Consider the following 21,524-nt stretch of genomic DNA (forward strand, 5'->3'; position numbering starts at 1 on the left):
AAGGTTCGGATACAAATCGCGCCATCTTGGCTGACTTCGTCATTAATTTCCCTCCAGACTTCGCTCTTATATATATCTTGTTGGCTTTTTTTATTTACCTCAGTCGTTTTTTCGATTTACACTATGGTTATTGGCACTGCAAACTCGCCAATTTCTATTCACAAGCAGGTTTATTATGACTGAGAAAAAAAGCATTTCAGAATTCGAACTTCTTCTTATTGCCAATCAGGTGATCCAAGAAAATGAAAACTACATCGAAGGTATGCGCGCCACATCGGTAACCGAAAAAGACGATGTTTTGATCTTTAAAGGTGACTATTTTCTAGATGAGCAAGGCATTCCGACCGAAAAAACCATGGCGGTGTTTAATATCTTTAAATACCTTGCACTACACCTGTCAAAAGAATTCACTCTCGAACACACGGTTCACTAGGGGCTGTTAATCTTTCGTGGTTGTTTTTGCTGCGAATTGTTGGGTTTTTATACAGGGAAAAGGCTTTGTGGTGTAGCTGGCTACACGAAAAGCCGATGACGAAGTAGAAAAGACCAACAAACGCAGCCCGAAGGGTTCGGCTAAAAGCCTTTTACTCTTCGTTAAGTCTCATTTACTTAGAATAACTAGGCTTCAATCGACTTGCCTCGATTAAAAGGCTTTTATCTCGAACAAAATTTAATCACGAAAGATCAACAGCCCCTAAGTCTGTTGACGGCTCGATAGTGATAACCAATGGTAATAGCACGATTGGTTAATACCCAACCTAGAAACATACAAAAATGCCCTAGTGATAAGCTAGGGCATTTTTTAGCAATTTAGACTGCAATCTTACTTCGATTTACGTAAGAATATTGACCAGAACCAACCACCCACAAATACGCTACCACCAATGATATTACCAATCGTCACCGGAATAAGGTTATTGGTGATGAAATCCATCATATTTAAATCGGCGAACTGACTAGCCGTTGTGCCCGTCATCTGCCAAAAACTGTCTGGAGCAAAGGTTTTGATCCCAATCGCAAATGGAATTTGGAACATATTGGCAATACTATGTTCAAAGCCAGATGATACGAACATGGCAACCGGCAAGATCAAAATCAACATTTTATCGGTCACTGTACGACCGGCATAAGACATCCAAACACCAATACAAACCAATAAGTTAGCCATAGTACCAAGTGCGACAGCAGAGGAAAAACTGTGGTGCATTTTATGCTGCGCGATATGCATCGCATTAATACCGATACCGCCGTTATCGCTCATATATTGCTGAGCAATTAACATAATAACAACCAGCATAAGACAGCCGACTAAGTTACCAAAGTATACATAAATCCAGTTTTTAACCAGTTGGCCCCAAGTGATAAGGCCGCTGGCTTTAGCCACCACGGTCAAGGTTGAGCTAGTGAACAACTCACTGCCAGTGACCACAACTAAAATCAGACCTAAACTAAACGCAAGGCCACCAACAAAGTGTGAAAAGCCAGGTGCGACATCTTGTGTGCCACTGGTGACGGTGGTGTAAAAAATAAACGCGATACCAATATGTATGCCTGCGGTAACCGCCAGCATAAAGGTTTTAAAAAATGGTTTCTTTACTTTGTAAGCTCCGGCTTCCGCCGCTTTCTGCGCCATTTCAGCTGGCATCAGTGATTCGAATTGATTATGTTCCATTGCTCTCTCGTAACATTTTAGGTACAGGATTAATTTGGGAGGCTGATATTGCACGTTACTGTGATAAAATTCAAGTTTTTATATCAACAGGTAAAATAATTATTTCCTTAAGCTTTTTTGCGCTAAAACATCTTCATTAACTCAAGAAAACAAACGATACAGTATAAAAATGGTACAAAACTTAAATAATGCGACTTTTTTGATGAAAAAAAAGCCCACAAATCTGTGAGCTTATTCCATTTAAATCGAGATAGAGCGATTTAACGTTCGCGATCGCCGCTAAATAATCAGTCTCTAAACAATCGGTCGTTGACCACGCGATAACAATTTTAAAAATACATTGTCTGCGGTTTTGGCAGCGGTACCGGCAAATTTGTCGGACAGCTTCTTCTTCTTCACATAGTGCAATGCTAATACGGCTTTTTGCTTGGTCGCGTCGATAATCAAATCATCTGAAGTTTTGATCTCATCCACCAAGCCAAGCTCGAACGCTTTCGAACCAAACCAATGTTCACCTGTCGCCACTTTATCTAAATCTAACGCTGGACGATGTTCATGAATAAAGTCTTTAAATAGCACATGCGTTTCTTCTAACTCGAGTTTGAATTTATCGCGTGCTTTATCGCTGTTTTCACCAAACATGGTCAAAGTGCGTTTGTATTCGCCGGCGGTGAGTTGTTCAAACTCAATATCGTTCTTCTTCAATACTTTATGAAAGTTTGGAATTTGCGCGATCACGCCAATAGAACCGACTATTGCAAACGGGGCCGACACAATCTTATCGGCCACACACGCCATCATATAACCACCGCTAGCGGCAACTTTATCTACCGCAATCGTGAGCGGTATATTGGCCTTTTTCAAGCGATCCAATTGTGATGAAGCCAAGCCATAACCGTGCACCATGCCGCCACCGGTTTCTAAACGAAGCAACACTTCATCTTCGGCCTTAGCGACAGATAAAATAGCGGTAATTTCTTCGCGTAAACTGCTCACTTCTTTGGCATCAATACTGCCATTAAAATCCAATACAAATAAATGCGGTTTACGATCAGATGTTAACTCCCCCGATTTGGCTTCTTTTTTGGCTTGTTTCGCTTGTTGTTTATGTTTGGCTTTATCGGCTTTGGCTTGCGCTTTATCCCGTGCTTTTAAATAGGTTTCGTCATGCAAATGATCTTCCAGTTGAGCAACGGTATCTTTATATTTTTCGCATAAATCCGTTACTTTAAGCTCACCAGTGGCGCTAGAGCCTTTACTGCCTAACAGTTTAATCCCAACAATTAATGCAATAACCGCGACAACAAACGTCACGATCTTGGCTAAAAACAATCCGTAATCCAACAAAAATTCCAATGTCATTTCCTCATATCCAATCAATTGGTGTATTGTATACCGAAAGCACGTCAAGATGCAGTTTTAGACTCAAATTATCCATTTATGCTCTGTACTTAACGTCGATTAAATAGAGTGTTTTTTCGTCTCTATTACTATTTTTTCTCTGCCTGCTCTGCGGGCTGCCCATAAGGAAAACGTTGTGAATTACACTATTCCCGCCAATGCACTCGAAGATAAGGTTATTTTAGTCACCGGAGCCGGTGATGGGATCGGCAGAGAAGCCGCGTTGCATTATGCTCAACATGGCGCCACCGTGATTTTATTAGGCCGCACCGTGGCTAAATTAACCTCTGTGTATGATGAAATTGAAGCCAAAGGTTATCCGCAAGCCGCCATCATCCCTTTAGATATGCAAGGCGCGACCAAGCAACATTATATCGATATGAGTGAGACCATTAAGCAACAATTTGGTCGTTTAGATGCGGTATTACATAATGCGGGAATGTTAGGTGTCCTGACCCCATTTGCACAAATTGAAGAATCAACCTTTGATGAAGTGATGCAAATTAATGTCAAAGCACAATTGTTGATGACTCAAGCGGTCTTACCTTTGATCTTAGCGGCTGAGCATGGTCGTATTGTGTTTACTTCATCCACTGTGGGTCATGTGGGCAAAGCTTACTGGGCCAGTTATGCGATTTCAAAATTTGCCACCGAAGGCATGATGATGACATTAGCCGACGAGTTAACCGATACTCAGGTTCGTGTGAATGCGATTAACCCAGGTGCCACTCGCACTAAAATGCGCGCTTCTGCCTTCCCAGCAGAAGATACAAATTTATTAAAAACGGCGGCCGATATTATGCCGCTGTATCTCTATTTAGTCAGTGATGAATGTGGCGATGTGCACGGACAATGTATTGATGCTCAGCCTAAATAAATCAGCTCGAGACTTGCCTCATTATTATTTCTGAGTCAATGAAACAAAATGCCAGCCGATGATAGGCTGGCATTTCTGTTTAATAACTCGGCGCTACGTCCAAAGCACCTACCATTACACACTCTTAACCTTCGCTTACCTTGAGTAATAAACTGCCATTATACAAAGCTTGTTTGATTAACGCTGCGCCTGGCATGGTGGTTTGGGTAAAGAAACGGCTTTCAGCCAATTGTACTTCCCTATGTTCTGGGTACAAGCTTTGCTGCTTTAAGGTCTCGACAATCACTGGATACAAAATCGACTTTGCATGATTAAGCGCGCCGCCAAGTAAGATTTTCTCAGGGCTAAAGATGTTCACCATCATGGCAATGCCTTTGCCTAAATCTCGACCCAATTGCTCAATCACGCCCTTAGCTAAGGCATCTTCATTTATTGAAGCCGAACAGATCGTTTCCATGCTGATGTTATTGATATCTAAACAGGAAGGCTCACCATTCGCAATCCGCGTTACCACCGATGCGCACACTGATTCGGCCGAAGCAATTGTATCTAAACAGCCCGTTTTGCCACATTGACAAACCGCACCATTGGGATCGATTTGAATATGACCCAGCTCACCAATATTACCATAACGGTTATAGATCAAACGGCCATTTAAAATAACCCCTGCCCCTACGCCTTGAAAGTTACTGATCAACAATGAGTTATCCACTTCTTGAGCATTACCAAATAACATTTCAGCTAATGCCCAAGCGCTCATGTCATTGGCAATAAAAACTGGCAGTCCTGTTTTATCGTAAATTTCAGGTCCTAACGCCAGTTTATGGATATGATAAAACGGCATTTGGATCACCGTGCCTTGCGCAAAATCAACCAGTGCCGGTAAGGTCAATGCAATGCTGGTGACTCGCTCAAGTTTATCAGCATAGTGTGCAAAAAAATGTTCGATTTCGGCTAATATTCTTACTAATAACGAGGTTTGATCTCGCTCTTCAATTGTTACTCGATGCTCAACCAACACCTTTGCGCCTAAATCATGCAGCGCAATGATCAGATACCCTTTGCCTAAACGAATAGATAAAAACTGCCAACCTTGGTTATTAGTTTGCAATCCAACCGCAGGACGACCTCGGCTAATCGACTCTTGCACCACTGTTTCATGGATTAAATGACCATCCACTAATTCACGTGAAATTTTAGTGATACTCGCCGGAGCCAAGCCGCTCAATTTGGATAGGTCAATACGCGATATAGGCCCATATTGGTCAATCAGCTTATAGACACGACCGCTGTTTATCTGCTTAATTTGATCAATATGACCAGGCTGAGCCATGTACATAACGCACTCCAAATGAAATCCAATAGCTAATTTTTTTACACTGCGAACTAATTGTGAAGCCTAAAGGCAACGGAGCGTGACAAGTATCACGTTATAATTTTTTTTCAGCCTAAAATAAGCATTTTTATATTCAATCTCATTGATTTTATGTATGCAAGCATGCGTTTAAAACAAGGTAATGAATCGTTTACATCAGATTAAACCGTTACAAATGTTCACGATAAAGTCATATTTTCACGATTAAAATAAACTATGCTGTTTTAAAATAAACTATGCTATGTAAGCCACAAAATAATAATTTACCCATCAAAATTACGCTTGTTTAATGATAACTTGGGAATAATTTCACTCGTGTGCTCACCTGTCTATCTCGATGTTTTAAACCAACATATCGGCATTTGGGCTGTAATCAAAAATGGAGTTTTCATGTCAAAAAAATTAAGACGTACTAAAATTGTCACTACTTTAGGTCCTGCCACCGATAAAGAGAATGTACTAGAGGAAGTCATCAAAGCTGGCGCCAACGTGGTACGAATGAACTTTTCCCATGGCTCGGCGGAAGATCATATTATTCGCGCAGAGAAAGTGCGCTCAATTGCCGCTAATTTAGGCATTCATGTCGCCATTTTGGGGGATTTACAAGGCCCTAAAATTCGCGTTTCGACATTTAAAGACGGTAAAATTCAATTAACTATTGGTGATAAATTCACTTTAGATAGTGAAATGGCCAAAGGCCTCGGCGACCAATATGCCGTCGGTGTAGACTATAAAGCGCTACCAAATGATGTGTTTGCGGGAGATATATTGCTGCTTGATGACGGTCGGGTACAACTTAAAGTGTTGTCGGTTGAAGGCTCCAAGGTAAATACCGAAGTCACCGTTGCCGGCCCTCTATCCAACAATAAAGGCATCAATAAAAAAGGCGGAGGCTTATCGGCTGATGCTCTGACCGAAAAAGACAAACAAGACATCTTAACCGCCGCGCAAATCAAAGTAGATTACTTAGCGGTGTCTTTCCCTCGCAATGGCGAAGATATGCATTACGCTCGCCGTTTAGCACGCGACGCAGGCTTAGAAGCAAAATTGGTAGCGAAGGTTGAACGCGCCGAAACCGTGGTCAGTGAAGCAACGATGGACGATATTATTTTAGCATCGGATGTAGTGATGGTAGCACGTGGCGATCTCGGCGTTGAAATTGGCGACGCGGAGTTAGTCGGTGTGCAAAAACAACTGATCCGCCGCGCTCGTAGCTTAAATCGTAACGTGATCACCGCGACCCAAATGATGGAATCGATGATCACCAGCCCTATGCCAACTCGAGCGGAAGTCATGGATGTGGCCAATGCGGTATTAGATGGTACTGATGCGGTGATGTTATCGGCTGAAACTGCGGCAGGGCAATTTCCGATAGAAACCGTCAAATCAATGGCCGAAGTTTGTGTTGGCGCTGAAAAAATGCCATCAATTAATGTGTCGAATTATCGATTAGACCGTAAGTTTGAATCGGCAGAAGAAACCATCGCGATGGCGACCATGTACTCTGCCAACCATATGCAAGGCATTACCGCCATGATTTCATTAACCGAATCTGGCCGCACGGCATTGATGATGTCTCGTTTGAGTTCAGGCTTACCGATTTTCGCTTTGTCTCGAAATGAAAGAACCCTAAATCGTGCCGCCCTTTATCGTGGTGTTACACCCGTATATTTCAACAACGACGCAGGCTCCGGTTTACCTTGCGCTATCGAAGCGATTAACACCCTAAAAGAAAAGCATTTATTGGTAAAAGGGGATATTGTGATCATTACTCAAGGTGATGTGATGGATCTGGTTGGCTCAACTAACTGTATGCGTATTATTGAAGTAGAATAATACCAATAAAATACATTACTCAATGTAAAACCAAACAAAAAGGAGCTAAATTAGCTCCTTTCTTACTTTTAATTTTTTAGCGTTACCTGCACTAAAATGGCTTACGAGCCTTGACGCTGCAAGGAATCATAAGACTGCTCTAATACTTCCCAGAACTGTTTTTCAAATCCCTTTTGGCGACCTGATGTCAATTCAGAAAAATACGATTGATACATCTTCCAAGCCCACGCATCAGCATCGACATTAGCGGGTGCATTTTTACGATAAGTGTCAAATCGGGTTTTTAATGTGTCCGGTGACAATTCATTCAAGATATATTGCAGTGCAGTGGCAGTGGCTTTATGGACTCGCTCATTGTGCGACTCTACCGATTTTAAACTCTCACTGATTGCTTGCGCTGGTTCTAAATGAAATAGACTCTTTTCGCCACCAAACATGACTTCCTCTGTTTCCTCTAAGCCTAACCCCATTTGCAGCGGATTATCTTGGATCGGTTGGAAACTGCGGTTTAACAAATGAAATTGACTATCTTGCCTTTGGTGTATGGCCAGTAAGCCTTGTAGACAAGCCTGTAAAGATTGTTTTTTTACATCGGTGACTGTTTGGCTATCCGTTGCCGTCATGCTTTGCTCCTTGTGCACTGAACTTTGCTGTACTTCTACTTCAATAGAAGTGGTTGGCGCTGTTTCGGGTGGTGTCTCACTGTTAGATACTGCCGCTTGAGTAACGGTTGGGGCTTCTACCTTGGCACTCGGGATTGGCGTTGTTTTGGCTGCAGGCACCTCCATATCCAATTGAGGGATATAAGATTGGGTGGTGCTTGTTTGGCTTGTCTGTTGAGTTTGAATGGATTGCTGACTTGATGCCTGATATTCATGCATCATTTCTACCTCGACCTCAACCATTTTGACATGCGCTTTAATCTGGTAAGAACCAATGCGAAAAACATCACCATTTCGGATCAATGTCGTATTATTTTGCTCAAATTTAGGCTCTTGATTATTAATGCCAATACCACCTTGCAAGTCCACCAGATGATACTGCTTATCGCTAAATGTGATCTGACAATATGGGGTGATCAAAGCATTATTTGGATCCGGTAAAACCCAATGGCAAGTATCATCGTTACCAATGAAACCACCCTGTTGCTTAAATTGAAATGAAGCCGCCCCACCGGTCTTCAATAAACGGGTATTCATAACAACAAAGGTTAAAAAAAGTTGCTCTTCCATATTCACTCCCTGACTACGCTTAGCGATGGAAAACTTGGATCTTATCCCAATCAAAGTAATTAGATAGTTACTACGGTTGGTATTCAATGGCCTCTAGATGCATGTCATCCTCCTACTCAGAGTTAACTAAGTAGGTTATAGGGCTAATAGTGGGATAAAAATCTGACGGGGAAAAGTAGCAGATTAGTTTCTGCGACACGGTTAACTTAACTCAAAAATAAATCATCTTTGAACGACATTTATTCGCTATCTAACCAACGTTTATTGTCTCGAATATAGGCAGATGAATGAATCAGATCCGGTTTACTCTCTAAGCTCAGCAGCAATTCAACGTATTTTTTTCCCGCTTCTATTCCGAGTTGATAATCGAACTCGAGATCATCTAACTTGCTCAATAAAGATGAGGATCTTAATGGTTGCTCAGGGGCAATCTGCAGTACATAACAATCATCGGGTGGATTGAGCATAAAGTTATGTGTCATCGAATAGGTTTGATGATGCACCATCAACATATCCATCAAACCGGAATCAAACTGATCACCCATTAAATGACACAAACGGTACACATCACTGCCGCCGAATAACCAGCGCCCACCATTTAATAACGGCTTTGGCTTGTCAGTTACGATTTCAAGGGATTTCGCAATGCGTTGCTGGAGAAATCCACTAAAATCTTTGCGCCACCCCGCGGTTCGATTGACGATCCGTGTTTGAATCGCTTCAAAATGATTATTTAAGCCCACTCGATTAAGAAAAGATTCGTGACTTTCCTCTTCCATATCTATTGGCAAGCCAACTGGTTCGGTACGGATCACACTTATCATACGCGCACCCTGTCGCCAAGCTTCTTGCGTGGGAATCGATGCCGACACGCCACCATCAACATAACACTGACCATTAATTTGTACTTCTTTACGATATAAGCCAGGGATCGCACAAGTGGCTCGCAAGACATCCCGCCAGTTGGTGGTCATTATCGGTAAATATTCATCATGTAAACTGGCGACATTAGTGACCGCCGCATAAGCCTGCCGCTCGCCTAGAGAAAAACGCGCCACATCCATATCAAGTAAATATTGAGGCGTATGCAGAAGCTCGAAAGCCCAATCAAGATCGAGTCGTTGTTTATTACGGATATGAGAAAATAAGCGGAAAAATTCAGGGCGAGTCGTTAAATCAGTAATGAAAGCTTTACCTAGACCAGATTGACGCGAAAGGAAAGATGCAACATTTAATGCCCCAGCGGATGTACCATAAAAAACATCAAATGGATCAATGGCTGCCGCTAATAAACTGTCTAATACTCCAGTGGTAAAAATACCTTTTTGACCACCACCTTGGGCGATTAAAGCATGCCGTCCGTTGGCATACTTATTAAGGATCGTGTGATCGACAGAAATATCTACATCCGTTACAACGCCACTGTTATTCACACAACCTCCATGTTACATCAACTAAAGAAACGCTTAGCGATGTGTAGCAACGATCACGACAAAAATTGCCAAGAAAACCATAATGCTACCAATCACAGATAAAGCAATTTTAAAATCACGACTCATAATAATACTCCTAGAGGTAAAAACAACTGAAATTCTAACACGAATCAACAAGTAAGAGGTGAGCAAATCACAACAATAAAATAACTTTTCTATCCTGCTCACTATCTAGTCATTACGCGACTAACTCAGTATAAATTGGCATAAAATATCGTATCAGTTCAAATATTGGCTATTTATTCATCAATAAATCTGACAATTTAAACAATATTTATCTTATGCTTTATTCGACAAAAGCAGTTTATAACACTAAAAATTAACAATTAGTTGGTTGTATGTAACATCATGATAAAAATATCAAGATAAATACTTTATACTGCTATTAATACACCTTAACAGTTACCTATTGCGTTCTTTTTTATCGGTCGATACTCTGAGAGTGCATAACAGCGCTTTTTCCTGCTACTACTGACAATATTTAGAATAATAACCTGATTTGTTAGTCGCCAATTAGAATAAAAAACCGACGGTATTCGGTGCGGCTGACTTGGATAAATACCGCTACAGAGGATGTAAATATGAAACGAGAACAATGGGGCTCACGTACGGGCTTTATTCTAGCCGCGGTTGGCTCTGCCATCGGCTTGGGCAATATTTGGCGCTTCCCATATATGGCGTATGAAAATGGTGGCGGTGCTTTCTTTATTCCTTACCTTTTTGCCATGCTCACCGCTGGTATTCCTTTTATGATTTTAGAATTCACCATGGGACACAAATTCCGTGGTTCAGCGCCGAAAACATTAGCCAAAATCCACGCTAAATTTGAGTGGCTGGGTTGGTTTCAAGTAATGATCGCCGCCGTAATTGGTGTGTACTATGTTGCGATCATCGGCTGGGCTATTTCTTATGTTGGTTTAGCGGTCGATCAAAGTTGGGGCGCTGATCCTAACGCTTATTTCTTTAGTGAATATCTACAACTCGGTGATGGTAACAGTCCAAGCCAACTGGGGAGTGTGCAATGGCATATTGCGATTCCTATGATTGTAGCTTGGGGCATTACCTTTGCGGCACTTTTCAGTGGTGTTAAAGGCGGGATTGAACGTGCCGGCAAGATCATGATGCCCGTTCTATTTATCATGGTCTTGGCGCTGATTGGTCGTATGGTGTTCCTTCCTGGTGCGCTTGATGGTCTTAACTACTTATTTGAGCCTGATTTTAGCAAGCTAAGCGACCCAACCGTGTGGGCCGCTGCCTATGGGCAAATATTCTTTACCCTTTCTGTTGGTTTCGCCATTATGCTGGCTTACTCAAGTTATCTACCAGAAAAATCAGACATCACCAATAATGCTTTGATGACAGTATTGATTAACTGTGGTTTCTCTATCGTATCCGGTATTCTGATTTTCTCTGTGCTTGGCTATATGGCACAAGGACAAGGCAAAGAGTTAACCGAAGTGGTCACCGCTGGGGTTGGTTTAGCCTTTGTGACCATTCCTGCCGCTATCAACCTACTGCCAGCACCTTATATCTTAGGCCCACTGTTCTTCTTAGCATTAGTGGTTGCTGGCCTGAGTTCGCATATTTCAATTATGGAAGCGGTGACATCATCTATTATTGATAAGCTTAAGTTATCACGTAAAAAAGCGGTATCCATCGTGTGTGGTACAGGGCTATTAGTCTCGCTTTCATTTGCCACTAACGGGGGTCTACTTCTATTGGATTTAGTCGACTTCTTTATCAACAATATTGCTCTATTGGCTAGTTGTTTAATTGAGTTAATCTTGGTCGGTTGGTTGTTTAAAGTTGCCGACATCCGGGATTATGCCAATAAGATATCGGAAGTGACTATTGGGGTTTGGTTTGATTTATGTATCCGTTTCCTAAGCCCTGTCATTATTGCTTATATCTTTGGCAGTAAAGTCATTGATACCGTTAATGAAGGTTATGGCGGTTATGGGCAATTCGATTTGATGTTACTCGGCTGGGGCTTATTAGCTGCCATGCTAGTCATCGCCATTATCATTAACGTAACCAACAAGAAAGAGGCCTAATATGACAACAGGTGCCATTATTATGATGATCATTGGTCTTGGTATTACTTGGGGCGGCGCTGCTCTTTGTATCCGCAGAGCAATGAATAGTAGTAACCAATAGCGAGTACTCAAACTGAGTACATGAGATAAAATAAAGCCCATTTCCTCAATTGAAGAAATGGGCTTTTTATTTATAAACTCAATAGCAATGATTTAGTATTCGAACTCAATATTCAACTACTGTGGTCGAAAACTTCTTATCATGCCAAGGTGGATTTGAGTGAGTAAGGTATTGAGCGCCACTGTATAAAACATAGCCCCCTAACGTTGCCACACTTAAATATATCTTTTGAAATTCACGCTTTAAGTAGCGCGATTGTGTCATCGGTTCATCGGTTAACGACTCGACCGAAAGACGCAAAAAATATCGTGAGAATGAATTGCCAAGCAATCGATAACACAGCCAGTGATACCCCATATAAACGCCAATCGTAATAAACAACACGCTGATGATAATAAGCAGCAAAACCGGTAAGGCTATCGCATCATGAAACGAAACCGAGACACCTGTACCTTGGGAAGCATACGCCAGTACCCCACTGTAGATCTCACTCGCTATTTTGGCAAACATCTGCACAATAGCGAGATCGATGACAAATGAACCGGTTCGTTTATATTTTTGCTTAAAGCTCATTCATTAACGACCAAGCTTAGAGTTAATCGCTGCTTTGTATTTGGCAGCTTGTGCGCCGTAAATCGCTTGGATAGCCGTATCACCGACTTTCACTAAGCCTTTCGCGCCCAGTTCTTGTGTCCAGTGATCGTTACCTAATACTTTACTACCATCTTTTACGCTGATACGTAAACGAGTAATACAAGCATCAACATCGTTGATGTTGTCTGCGCCACCAAGAGCTTCAATCATGGCATCAACTTGGGTATCGCTGCTACCTGATTTTTCTGCCGCTTTAGCTGCATGGAAATCTTTCTTAGAAACCACTGCAATCGCACTACCTTTACGACCTGGAGTTTTAACATCGAATTTCACGATGTACCAACGGAATAGGAAGAAGTAGATTGGAGCATAAAAAGCACCAACGATTGGAATGTAGTACCAATTGTTTGCCGTACCCGTTAAGCCTGGCAACATACCAAATAAGCTGAAGTCAATGAAACCACCACTAAATGTCATACCAACTTTCACGTTTAACAAGTCCATAAGCATGAACGAGATACCCGCTAGTGGCACGTGGATCAAGTAGTAAAGTGGTGCAGACAAGAATAGGAATGTGAACTCAATTGGTTCAGTAATACCTGTCAAGAATGCGGTTAATGCGATAGAGAATAGTAAACCACCCGCTACTTTCTTGTTTGCATCATCGGCTAGTGTGTACATCGCGTACGCAGCTGCTGGAAGACCAAACATCATGAATGGGAATTTACCCGTCATAAAGTTGGTTGAAGAGAATTGTGAGTAATCGCCGCTTGCAAGTGAAGCGAAGAAGATATTTTGCGTACCTTTAACCACGTGACCGGCAATGTGTGCAGTGCCACCAATCTCTGTTTGCCATAGTGGCAAGTAGAATACATGGTGAAGACCAACAGGGATCAAAGAACGTTCAACGATACCAAAGATAAATGAAGCAATATAACCGTGGCCAGAAGCTGTCATATCACCAAGAGCAGCACCGATAGAACCGAATACTGCGCCAATGTAAGGCCAGATGAATACAAGCGCGATACCGTAGAACAATGCCGCAAAAGCAGAGATGATCGGAACGAAACGAGCACCCGCAAAGAAGCCTAGGTAATCTGGAAGAACGACATCATGGTATTTATTATGCAGTAGAACGGTGAAACCACCCGCAATAAGACCGCCAAATACACCCATGCTTAACGTATTAGAGATACCTAAAATATCACCTAAAATACCAGCATAATGGGTCCCCATCAGTACCACTGTATTACCATCTACCATGCCAGATACTGCAAGTGTCTTAGCAATAGCAACGTTCATTACTAGGTAAGAGATAGCAGCAGCAAGAGCGGCAGAACCTTTCTCAGCACGAGCAAAACCAATGGCAATTGCAAGCGCAAATAGCAGTGGAATGTTACCGAAAACAACATCACCGGCAGCAGTCATAACTTGCAGGAAGTTATTCAGTACCGTACCGTTTTGTAAAATTGAAATTTGGTATGCATCAATCATACTCTGATTGGTGAAACTTCCCCCGATACCCAGCATAATACCTGCTGCTGGCAACAGCGCTATCGGAAGCATTAAAGCTTGCGATAATTTACTAAAAAAGGCTTTCATAACCCCTTACTCCTTAAATTATAATTATGTTTACTAAATATTACAAAAACACCTAGTGGGCGTACCTTATTCGCCCTTGTATAGCTTGTCAAACCATTCAACCCTCGTAAGCGTAAAGACTGTGTTTTTTTTGATCTCATTTAATTTTTGTATCGAAAAAAAGCTTTAAATATCAATAAAGGTGACCATGATCACATATTTTAAAAACCAGATAGATGGCTAAAAAGTAGACGATATTTATAATTTTTAACAGTTATTAATGACGATTAATAAATAATTCTTGAAAGTTTAACGTGGTTGTTTGCTGTACAGTTTCTAAATCACACTGTTGTAATTTTGCTAGCTTTTTAGCCACATCGACCACATAAGCCGGTTGGTTTTCTTTGCCTCGATGCGGAACCGGTGCGAGGAAAGGTGAGTCAGTTTCAATCAATAATCGCTCCAAAGGCAAACGTTTCACCACTTGTTGTAATTCTTTGGCTTGATTAAAGGTGATAATGCCTGACAAGGAAATATAAAAACCGAGTTCCATTGCTGCTTCTGCAAAGGCTAAGTCTTCAGTGAAACAATGGATCACCCCACCACATTTTTCAGCATGACCATTTCTGAGCAGATCTAAGGTTTCAGCCCGAGCATTACGTGTATGGATGATCAGAGGTTTATTGACTTCTACTGCTAATTCAACATGCTGCTCAAATAATTCAGTTTGGCGCACAGCGGTTTCAGGTTGATAGAAAAAATCAAACCCCGTTTCACCTATTGCTACCACCTTGGGATTGGCAGCAAATGCTTTAAATTGCGCGTAATCAAATTCACTTTCACAATCGAGTGGGTGCACACCACAAGAGGCATACACGTTATCGAACGCTTCGATCATGTTAAGCATATTTGGAAAGGCTTCTAAGGTCACGCCAACACTCAGCATTTGTTCTACCCCAACCTGTTTTGCTTTGGCAATGACATCGGCTACATCAAGGTGCAAATCGGTATAATTAAGTTTGTCTAAATGGCAGTGTGAATCGATATACATGTGAGTGCATTCCCAAATTAGAGATGAATAAAAGTAAAAATAGAATAAGAGGCGCGTTAAATCAAAACCCTAGCCACTGCAAAATCGGTACATTTAGTCGTACCCTTTCAAATCAGCTAGGTTTAAGCATTAAGCTAGTGTGAACTTTAGCAGCCAATCGACAATCAGCAATTCAGTATTGAGCCCGCTGGAAGTGCTAAGCAATTGCTGCAGTTTCACTAATGCATGATATTGCTCATAAGCCAATTGGTAAGGTAAAAGCTGAGATAGTTGAATGAAATCGGAGTTATTAATCTCGGTTAATATTCCAAAATGAGATTTTTGCACATCACTCAAAATGTAGGTTAACCAACGAATTTTATCCAACGGTTCTAATTTGAATAAGGTTTGTGCCTCGGTAATATTAACTTGCTTGGTTTGTACAACCTTGAGTAGTAATCGTTGTAATTGTTCAAATTCTTGAGTTTTCTTTTGTTTAATAAACTCAACCGCGAGTAATGGGGAATCGGCGTACATTTTAATATGCTGCCAATCCGGCGGAATTTGATTGTCGAGCGTCGGTTGAGTGCTTAACCAACTCAACAGTGCCTCTTTATTCAACGCACCTACCAACCATGTTTGGCAACGGCTAGTAATGGTCGCTAATAAGCGGGATTTATCGGTGGTCAATAAAACAAAATGACACTGCTCGGGTGGGGTTTCTAATGTTTTTAATAATGCATTCGCCGCTGACTCGTTCATCGCTTCAGCCGGTGAAATAATAATAATGCGTTTACCGCCCAACTGTGACGACTCTAACGCTAATCGATTCGCTTCTCGAATTTGATCAACGATGATATTTTTGCCTTCTTTCTCAGGTCGGATCCAATGGATATCCGGATGATTTTCACCTTTACTCAACTCACAACTATGACAAAATCCACACGCTTGTTGCTCGCTGTTTTTGCACACCACCGCCATTGCTAATTTTTCGACAATATCCTCGATTCCAGTGCCTGATTTGGCTTGGCATAATATGGCATTAGGCAAAGCGCCTTGTTGTAAAAGGTCTTGCCAATGCTGCCATGTAGAGACTAACCAAGGATATTCTGACATCAAAAAGTACTCCTAGTTAGCGGATATAGAGTGTTGAAACCAAGTATTTAAGGCATGGCGAATATCTGCCGTCACCGATTCTAAATCTTGATTGGCATTGATAGTGATAATCGTTGGATCTTGTTGCGCCGCTTGTAGGTAACGATCACGGGCACGCTCAAAAAAACTCAGATCCATTTTTTCGATACGGTCAAGTTCACCTCGGCCTCTGGCGCGTTGTAAGCCAAGCTCTGGATCGATATCAAGATACAAGGTTAGAGCGGGTTTAAAATCCCCTAAGGTGATCTGTTTCAAGTTTGCCATGATGTCAGCTGGGATCTTACGACCACCACCTTGATAAGCTTGAGAAGATAAATCATGGCGATCACCCAATACCCAGCGCCCTTGAGCCAGAGCAGGCTTAATCACGTTCTCAACCAATTGTACTCTTGCTGCATATATGAGTAATAGCTCACTAATATCTTGCAGTTGCTCACCATCGTGATCATCTTTAACTAAGCTACGCATTTTCTCTGCCAGCACGGTTCCACCCGGTTCGCGGGTTTGGGCGACATCACTGAGACCTTGCTCGGAAAATACATCCAGAATGGTACTAATCGCGGTACTTTTACCCGCCCCTTCTAAGCCTTCGACTACCACAAATTTTGGATTACTCATTATTTAATTCTTATTCGCTTTTAAGGTTCTAAGATAACTGCGTACAGCTCGATTATGTTCAGCCAATGATGAGGTAAATACATGACCGCCATTACCACTGGCGACAAAATACAGATAATGGCTTTTCTCTGGATTTAACGCCGCTTGGATAGATTCCACTCCTGGCATTGCGATTGGCGTTGGTGGCAAGCCATTAATCACATAGGTATTGTAAGCCGTTGGGGTGCGCAAATCTTTACGCGTAATATTGCCGTCATATTTATCGCCAATGCCATAGATCACGGTAGGATCAGTTTGTAATCGCATGTGGCGGTTTAATCGATTAATGAAAACCGATGCAATACGTTTACGCTCCGATTCAATCGCGGTTTCTTTTTCTATAATAGAAGCCAACGTGAGTGCTTGATATGGGGTTTTCAGCGGCAAGTTTTTCTCACGGTTTTTCCATGCCAAATCAAGTTCGCGGTTTAACGCATGATGAGCACGTTTTAAAATTTCGAGATCGCTCATGCCTTCGGTGTAATGGTACGTTTCAGCTAACAATAAACCTTCTAATTTGGTTTTATCTTCGCCAAGATATTGCGCAATTTCAGCTTCACTCATGTTTTGAGTTTTATGGATTAAGCCTGGCGCATTTTTCAGTAACGGGAGCCACTCATTAAAGCGGCTGCCTTCAATAAAGGTGATGGAGAATTGATGTTCTTTGCCTGAAACCATTGTGGTTAATAGTGACTGTAATGATTGCTTTGGCATCACTTGATACGTTCCCGCTTTCAGATGCACCAAATTTGGATATAAACGCGGCAATAAGCGAGTAAAAGGCGTTGATTGCAACCAATTATCTTGCTCCATTGTTCGCAATGCAATGCGTAACGTCATGCCATGAGAGATGGTTAACAATTGTGGCGAACTCACTGCAACAGGCTGTTCGATATAATGTTGCACTTGCGCTTTGGCATAGAACACCACCGCGGTTGCAGCTGCAGCTAATAGCACAAGTAAAATAAGTAATTTCTTTATCACGAATTTAGTCTCTCCTGAAATTGACGTGTTTGGTTTCCAATGGGATAACAATATTGCGGGTTATCTTTTTTAGCTAAATGGCTATTGCCTGTGTCAATCTTCACCACTGGTACAATGCCATGCAGCGCATTGGAGATAAAGACTTCGTCAGCGCCGAGCAAATCCGCCAACACATAATTAGCCATGTTAACGTTTAAGTTGAACGATTGGGCCAATTGTAAAACTTGCTGACGCATCGTACCTGTCACACCACAAGAACTCAAATCCGCCGTGTACAGATGATTGTTTTTTATCCAAAATAAATTGGAAGCGCTGGTTTCGATCACCTGTTGATTGATATCACACACCACCACATCATCATAACAAGTGTGAGCAAATTTGGACTTGATCAGCACTTGCTCTAAACGATTATTATGTTTAATCCCAGCCAGCATCGGGTTGAGACCGAGCGACAAATCACTGATGCCAAGTTTGATACCATTTGTCTGCCATGCTTGGTAGTGTTGCGGGTAATCAAAAGTATGAATAGTGATCAAAGGAGTATCGGCACCAATCGCACTGTAACCTCGTCCGCCACATCCACGGCTAATATGTAATTTCAGCCCACTTCGTATAATTGATGATGCCAATGAGGCTTGTAAAATAGGTTCAAGCGCAATAGCTAGCCACTGCTGGACTTGTTTCCAATCAGGGAGTGGCATTTGCAGCACTGATAGCGCTTGTTCTAAACGCTGTTGGTGTAAAGCCCAATGCTGAATATGTCCATTGACCACCAGCATAGTGGTAAAGCAACCATCGCCATATTGAAATGAACGGTCGCTTATCGCGATCTCGGTTTGTGGCTTACCATTGACATAAAACATTGAGTTTCAATTCCATTTTACAATTCAATAAAAACGGCCTAATGCTAACGCATTAAGCCGTTTTTTTCATCTTATCAAACAATAAATACCCGACAGATATTACAGTCGTTTAAAGATCAATGAACCGTTAGTACCGCCAAAGCCAAATGAGTTACATAGAGCGTACTCCATATTTTCGACTTTACGCGCGGTATGAGCAACATAATCTAGATCACAACCTTCATCAGGGTTATCGAGATTAATGGTTGGCGGTACAATTTGATCGACCAAACTCATCGCAGTAATGATCGACTCAACCGAACCGGCCGCGCCAAGTAAATGACCCGTCATAGATTTGGTTGATGATACCAAGACAGTTTTACACGCTTCTTCACCAAGAGCACGTTTAATCCCAAGGGTTTCGGCCACATCGCCCGCAGGAGTCGAAGTACCATGAGCATTGACATAACCGATTTTATCGCCGGTAATGCCAGCATCGCGCAGCGCCGCTTCCATTGCCAGCGCACCACCAGAGCCATCAGCACTTGGTGACGTCATGTGATAAGCATCGCCACTCATACCAAAACCGACAATTTCGCAGTAAATTTTTGCGCCACGAGCTTTCGCGTGTTCGTATTCTTCAACCATCATCATTCCAGCACCATCACCCAGCACAAAACCATCACGGTCTTTATCCCAAGGACGAGAAGCTTGTTGTGGTTCATCATTACGACTTGATAATGCTTTAGCCGCGGCAAAACCACCCATTGCAAGTGGGGTTGAAGCTTTTTCAGCGCCACCAGCAAGCATTGCGTCAGCGTCGCCATAAGCGATCATACGTGCCGCGTGACCAATATTATGTAAACCTGTGGTACAAGCGGTTGAAATCGCAATATTTGGACCTCGTAGACCGTTAATGATAGACAGGTGCCCTGCAATCATATTGACGATGGTTGATGGTACAAAGAATGGACTGATTTTACGCGGACCTTTAGTCTCTAGAGCAACGGCGGCTTGTTCAATGATACCAATGCCGCCAATACCAGAACCAATCGCCACCCCAACACGGGCGTTATTATCTTCTGTTACCACTAGACCTGAATCTTTAAAGGCTTGAATACCCGCAGCGATACCGTATTGGATAAATAAATCCATTTTACGCGCATCTTTTTTCGACATGTACTCTTCACAGTTAAAATCTTTAACTAGACCTGCGAAACGAGTACTGAAATTGGTGGCATCAAAGTGTTCGATATTTACAATACCACTTTGACCGGCTAATAAGGCTTTCCAAGAAGAATCAACGGTATTACCAACCGGTGATAACATCCCCATGCCTGTAACTACTACACGACGTTTGGACACGATTTTTTCTCCGGAGAATTATTGAGAGAATGTGAGAGATATAAAAAGAGAGGTGTTCAATAGATAAAACTCAGGCGGTCTAGGAGACCGCCTGGGGATGTTATTATTACTGTGCGCTGTTTACGTAGTCGATCGCAGCTTGAACAGTAGTAATTTTTTCTGCTTCTTCATCAGGAATTTCAGTATCGAATTCCTCTTCTAAAGCCATTACTAGCTCTACTGTATCTAATGAATCAGCACCTAGATCATCAACGAAAGAAGCTTCATTTTTCACTTCTGCTTCATCTACACCTAGTTGTTCAATAATGATTTTTCTTACGCGTTCTTCGATGTTGCTCATTTTTCTTTTCCTATTACAGAGAGTTCGCTTAAATGCGATGTTGACAGTAGTTTATGCAAAGTTAGAAAAGTTGCAAGCCTGACCTTACTGGTCGAACCACAATTTTCCACTTTTTTACTGAAAATTAATATATTTTTGACTTAAATCATACATGTGGCGATTAAAAAACCAACATATAGACTTAAACCATATACATACCACCATTTACATGTAGCGTTTCGCCAGTCATGTAAGCCGCATCATCTGAAGCTAAAAAGGCAACAACTGATGCAATTTCACGCGGATCACCTAAACGACCTGCTGGCACTTGTGCAAGTGTAGCAGCACGTTGGTCATCATTCAGTGCTTTTGTCATATCGGTTTCGATAAAACCAGGTGCAACTGTATTAACAGTTATACCACGAGAAGCCACTTCACGAGCCATTGATTTAGTAAAACCAATCACACCAGCTTTAGCCGCAGCATAGTTTGCTTGACCTGCATTACCCATGGTACCGACCACAGAACCTACATTTATAACACGACCGTGACGTTTTTTCATCATGCCACGAAGGACCGCTTTTGATAAACGGAAAATCGAAGTTAGGTTGGTATCCATAATATCTTGCCATTCGTCGTCTTTCATACGCATCAGCAAGTTATCACGAGTAATACCAGCATTGTTAACTAGAATATCAATAGCGCCAAATTCATCATTGATCGTTTTGATAGTGATAGCAACAGAATCAGAATCAGTCACATTAAGCGCTAAGCCTTTACCTTTATCACCAAGATAATCACTAATAGCTTGTGCGCCAGATTCACTGGTCGCGGTTCCAATTACAGTTGCGCCACGCTCCACTAATAACTCAGCAATGGCTCGGCCAATACCACGACTCGCACCGGTGACCAGTGCAATTTTACCTTCAAGCTTCATTTTATGTCCTTATTATC

General features: G+C 41.9%; 20 protein-coding genes. 5 read left to right on the forward strand and 15 right to left on the reverse strand.

Annotated elements, in window-relative coordinates:
• Window positions 1–175 precede the first annotated feature (175 nt).
• Window positions 176–433: a DUF2498 family protein gene (locus tag HC723_RS03145; RefSeq protein WP_190338192.1), complete on the forward strand. Its 258-nt coding sequence runs from the start codon at window positions 176–178 to the stop codon at window positions 431–433.
• 390 nt (window positions 434–823) lie between these two features.
• On the opposite strand, the gene focA is transcribed toward HC723_RS03145, so the two are convergent.
• Both focA and sohB read right to left on the reverse strand, forming a co-directional pair.
• Window positions 824–1,672, reverse strand: a complete 849-nt coding sequence (gene focA / locus HC723_RS03150) for a formate transporter FocA (RefSeq protein ID WP_153447344.1) — start codon at window positions 1,670–1,672, stop codon at window positions 824–826.
• 294 nt (window positions 1,673–1,966) lie between these two features.
• Window positions 1,967–3,028 (reverse strand): protease SohB, encoded by a 1,062-nt coding sequence (sohB, locus tag HC723_RS03155; protein ID WP_153448180.1) that lies wholly within the window; start codon window positions 3,026–3,028, stop codon window positions 1,967–1,969.
• Between the two features lie 181 nt (window positions 3,029–3,209).
• On the opposite strand from sohB, the gene HC723_RS03160 reads away from it, so the two are divergent.
• Window positions 3,210–3,950: a YciK family oxidoreductase gene (locus HC723_RS03160; RefSeq protein WP_153447345.1), complete on the forward strand. Its 741-nt coding sequence runs from the start codon at window positions 3,210–3,212 to the stop codon at window positions 3,948–3,950.
• Between the two features lie 124 nt (window positions 3,951–4,074).
• On the opposite strand, the gene mlc is transcribed toward HC723_RS03160, so the two are convergent.
• Complete coding sequence (gene mlc, locus HC723_RS03165) at window positions 4,075–5,289, reverse strand: sugar metabolism global transcriptional regulator Mlc (RefSeq protein ID WP_190338193.1); 1,215 nt, start codon at window positions 5,287–5,289, stop codon at window positions 4,075–4,077.
• A 426-nt stretch (window positions 5,290–5,715) separates the two neighbouring features.
• Between mlc and pyk the strand changes: the two genes are divergently transcribed.
• The gene (pyk, locus tag HC723_RS03170) at window positions 5,716–7,161 is read left to right on the forward strand and encodes a pyruvate kinase (RefSeq protein ID WP_190338194.1); all 1,446 of its coding nucleotides are present in this window, start codon (window positions 5,716–5,718) and stop codon (window positions 7,159–7,161) included.
• A gap of 101 nt (window positions 7,162–7,262) precedes the next feature.
• Here pyk and tagH read toward each other — a convergent pair whose 3' ends face one another.
• Both tagH and HC723_RS03180 read right to left on the reverse strand, forming a co-directional pair.
• Window positions 7,263–8,393 carry a type VI secretion system-associated FHA domain protein TagH gene (tagH, locus tag HC723_RS03175; protein ID WP_190338195.1) on the reverse strand — a complete coding sequence of 377 codons (1,131 nt, stop codon included), beginning with the start codon at window positions 8,391–8,393 and terminating at the stop codon, window positions 7,263–7,265.
• 239 nt (window positions 8,394–8,632) lie between these two features.
• A complete protein-coding gene (locus tag HC723_RS03180; protein ID WP_153447349.1) occupies window positions 8,633–9,826 on the reverse strand; it encodes a patatin-like phospholipase family protein in 1,194 nt (397 codons plus the stop codon).
• A 641-nt stretch (window positions 9,827–10,467) separates the two neighbouring features.
• Here HC723_RS03180 and HC723_RS03185 point away from each other — a divergent pair.
• Window positions 10,468–11,940, forward strand: coding sequence for a sodium-dependent transporter (locus HC723_RS03185; RefSeq protein WP_190338196.1), 1,473 nt, complete (start codon window positions 10,468–10,470; stop codon window positions 11,938–11,940).
• Window position 11,941: 1 nt separating this feature from the next.
• A complete protein-coding gene (locus HC723_RS03190) occupies window positions 11,942–12,043 on the forward strand; it encodes a MetS family NSS transporter small subunit (protein WP_153447351.1) in 102 nt (33 codons plus the stop codon).
• Between the two features lie 105 nt (window positions 12,044–12,148).
• Here HC723_RS03190 and HC723_RS03195 read toward each other — a convergent pair whose 3' ends face one another.
• From HC723_RS03195 to fabG, 10 genes are all read right to left on the reverse strand, one after another.
• Complete coding sequence (locus tag HC723_RS03195; protein WP_153447352.1) at window positions 12,149–12,616, reverse strand: RDD family protein; 468 nt, start codon at window positions 12,614–12,616, stop codon at window positions 12,149–12,151.
• A 3-nt stretch (window positions 12,617–12,619) separates the two neighbouring features.
• Window positions 12,620–14,239 (reverse strand): PTS transporter subunit EIIC, encoded by a 1,620-nt coding sequence (locus HC723_RS03200; RefSeq protein ID WP_153447353.1) that lies wholly within the window; start codon window positions 14,237–14,239, stop codon window positions 12,620–12,622.
• 256 nt (window positions 14,240–14,495) lie between these two features.
• Window positions 14,496–15,269, reverse strand: coding sequence for a TatD family hydrolase (locus HC723_RS03205; RefSeq protein ID WP_153447354.1), 774 nt, complete (start codon window positions 15,267–15,269; stop codon window positions 14,496–14,498).
• A gap of 129 nt (window positions 15,270–15,398) precedes the next feature.
• A complete protein-coding gene (locus HC723_RS03210) occupies window positions 15,399–16,364 on the reverse strand; it encodes a DNA polymerase III subunit delta' C-terminal domain-containing protein (protein ID WP_153447355.1) in 966 nt (321 codons plus the stop codon).
• Between the two features lie 12 nt (window positions 16,365–16,376).
• Window positions 16,377–17,021, reverse strand: coding sequence for a dTMP kinase (tmk, locus tag HC723_RS03215; RefSeq protein WP_190338197.1), 645 nt, complete (start codon window positions 17,019–17,021; stop codon window positions 16,377–16,379).
• A 3-nt stretch (window positions 17,022–17,024) separates the two neighbouring features.
• A complete protein-coding gene (gene mltG, locus HC723_RS03220) occupies window positions 17,025–18,044 on the reverse strand; it encodes an endolytic transglycosylase MltG (protein ID WP_190338198.1) in 1,020 nt (339 codons plus the stop codon).
• Window positions 18,041–18,907, reverse strand: a complete 867-nt coding sequence (gene pabC / locus HC723_RS03225; RefSeq protein ID WP_190338199.1) for an aminodeoxychorismate lyase — start codon at window positions 18,905–18,907, stop codon at window positions 18,041–18,043. The genes mltG and pabC overlap by 4 nt, the downstream gene beginning before the upstream one ends.
• Window positions 18,908–19,006: 99 nt before the next feature.
• Window positions 19,007–20,251 (reverse strand): beta-ketoacyl-ACP synthase II, encoded by a 1,245-nt coding sequence (gene fabF, locus HC723_RS03230; protein ID WP_153447359.1) that lies wholly within the window; start codon window positions 20,249–20,251, stop codon window positions 19,007–19,009.
• A 106-nt stretch (window positions 20,252–20,357) separates the two neighbouring features.
• Window positions 20,358–20,591: an acyl carrier protein gene (acpP, locus tag HC723_RS03235; protein WP_153447360.1), complete on the reverse strand. Its 234-nt coding sequence runs from the start codon at window positions 20,589–20,591 to the stop codon at window positions 20,358–20,360.
• 181 nt (window positions 20,592–20,772) lie between these two features.
• The gene (gene fabG, locus HC723_RS03240) at window positions 20,773–21,507 is read right to left on the reverse strand and encodes a 3-oxoacyl-ACP reductase FabG (RefSeq protein WP_153447361.1); all 735 of its coding nucleotides are present in this window, start codon (window positions 21,505–21,507) and stop codon (window positions 20,773–20,775) included.
• Window positions 21,508–21,524 lie beyond the last annotated feature (17 nt).

It is taken from the genome of Vibrio sp. S11_S32 (assembly GCF_014694465.1).
Lineage (GTDB): Bacteria > Pseudomonadota > Gammaproteobacteria > Enterobacterales > Vibrionaceae > Vibrio > Vibrio algicola.